General features: G+C 28.9%; 2 protein-coding genes. Both read right to left on the minus strand.

The features are described 5' to 3' along the window. Positions 1-721: 721 nt before the first annotated feature. Positions 722-1,228, minus strand: a complete 507-nt coding sequence (locus RV17_RS12890; protein ID WP_067484033.1) for a phospholipase A2 family protein — start codon at positions 1,226-1,228, stop codon at positions 722-724. 2 nt (positions 1,229-1,230) lie between these two features. After that, complete coding sequence (locus tag RV17_RS12895; RefSeq protein WP_143139950.1) at positions 1,231-1,761, minus strand: thioredoxin family protein; 531 nt, start codon at positions 1,759-1,761, stop codon at positions 1,231-1,233. Between the last annotated feature and the right edge of the window lie 692 nt (positions 1,762-2,453).

Genomic DNA, 2,453 nt, shown 5'->3' on the forward strand with positions numbered 1-2,453 from the left:
TGGACGCGGGTTCGACTCCCGCCGTCTCCATATTTATATTGTTGAGACAAACAATAATCCGAAAAAACGTTGTTCAATCAACGTTTTTTTATTTTGGTCAAATAGAGAGAAGTAGCAAAACACAAGCTTTTTGCATTCAAATCATAAGCGAAGTGATAAATATACCACTTTAAAATGAGAAAATTTGTTTAACTTCCTTGTAAGTAAAGATGCTAAATTACCTGCGAGAAAAAAGACATTAAAAGCTTTTATTGCTAACAAAAAGACGACCTATTTTCAGCCTTTCACGAAAAAGAGAAAGACCTAGGTCGCCTTTTTTATAAAATTATAGTGTCGGTCTGAATATTAACTAAATTTATCTACTATCATCTGATTTTGATTGATGATCAACTTCATCATTGATTATACAAAAAATACTTCATAAGATTTGCAGGGTGACATTCTGATAGATTCGCTATTATTCACACAAAAAATGCCGGAAAGATAAACACGAGAACTAAATATATCGGAAATACTAACATCATGATACTATTTGCTAAAAGAATAACTGTCCTATAAGTCCCTCTTCTCAATCTTATCGCTATTAATAGTCCGATTGAACCGATTAATGGTGTAAAAACAGATAGAGGAATTCTTAATGAAAAAAAAGATTGTTGAAGAAACATAACTATGCCTAATAAAATAGTCATTACTGAAAAAGTAATCCTTACTTTTTCATTCATCAACTGAATACAACATATGCACCTGCAGCAACCGCATATTTATAACTTAACTTGTTTGTACTATTCATAATAGCCTTCAATCTTGCCCGAAAATTTTTATTACAAGTTGTATTATTTCCGCCATGTATATAACAGTAATCATGATACATACATGCTGTATCTAAATCATCAGTAGGCATATTTCCTTTTCCTGCATTTCCATAACCACAATAGTTGCCATAAATTAAAAATGTTGCTCTAGCACTTATACTTCTTTCTGTTGAGTCAAATGATTCAATTACATAGCCAATTTCGATAATATAATCCTCTACACCATCTAATTCTGCAGACTCAATATCAAAATACTTGTTACCTTCATTATCCACATAAATATATTGTTCAACAACAGAAATAATATCTTCGTTTTCTGGTGTTAATTTTTCATTAACTTCTGCAGTTGCAGTAATACCACCTATTGTAAAAATACAAGTTAATGCTAATAATACTGTTAATATATTTTTTTTCATTTTCATACTCCTTTTTTTATGAATGATGCAAGCCCATCTTTTTCAGGATTAAATACTATTTTTTTACCTTCTGAATGATTTAATCTTACTAAAGTTGGAACTTGTGTGATGCCATATTCATTGATTAACTCTTCATAATGTAAATTATCCTTATCATTAGTATCAAAATAATATATTTTTCGATCAGTATGTTCTAATATTGGCGTTAGCGTTTGAAGAAAACCTTGACAAACTGAACAGTCATTCCTACCAAAGTAAAGCAAAATATTATCTTGATTCAATAAATATAGTTCGTGACTGTTCATTATTATCAATTTATTTTTATCTTCTAAATTAGCAATCTTTTCATCATAAATTTTAACTTCTTCTTGCATATTTTGTTTTAACTCTATTTTTTCTGAATTTGTATGTTGCAATATGTTTGGTATCTTTTCAAAATAAAAAATAAAATATCCACCCCCCATCGTTATTAAAAAAACTAAACAAAATATTACGAAAACAAACCTCCTTCTTCTCATTGATTTCTTTTTCACCTCCAAAATCTCTACTATGTCTTTCTACCAAACTACCCATTCTATACAGAGTATCGATATATGTATTATCAACAAGCTCATTAAATCACGAAAATACCGTAAAAGAAAACGCTTTCTTTAATAATTAGAGTTATTTAATAAATTTTAATGCAAACTTTCTAGATATACTCACTGCAACAACTGCGAATTCCCCTTACTCACTTCTATTTGTCATCTAAAAATAAATCCTTTTCTTGCTTAAAGCAAATGAAATCTATATCTTAACAAAAAAACGCAAGGAACATCTAAAGATGCAATATTAGAGTGCTTGAAGTATATAGAAATAAAATTTTTTGAAACTATCAAAAATATTGAAGAGAACACTTCTAATATTGAATATGAAGATTGATAAAGAAATAAGTAGAGCAGGAGGTAGTGGAAATAGTGCAATTAGGATTTAAACATCATCCAAATAAAAAAGGTAATAGAATATTTGAAAGATTATTTGTATAGAAGAAAAGAAGACAACCTAATCATTTTTACTATACTTAAATTTGTAAGTTGAGTGATTACGTCATGACTGAATATCAAGTAATTGCTTTGATTATCGCAGCCTGCAATTTATTCTTAAAGTGTTATGATAGTTTTAGACAAAAATAAAAAGCCCTCATCTGCTACCCTAGCAAGTTGTAAAGCGAAACCTTAAATGAGTT

It is taken from the genome of Enterococcus thailandicus (assembly GCF_001886265.1).
GTDB classification, from domain to species: domain Bacteria; phylum Bacillota; class Bacilli; order Lactobacillales; family Enterococcaceae; genus Enterococcus_B; species Enterococcus_B thailandicus.

What these genes read in the sequence shown, in the direction of transcription:
- RV17_RS12890 (WP_067484033.1), bottom strand. Translation starts at nt 1,228, where the DNA reads ATGAAAAAAAATATATTAACAGTATTATTAGCATTAACTTGTATTTTT.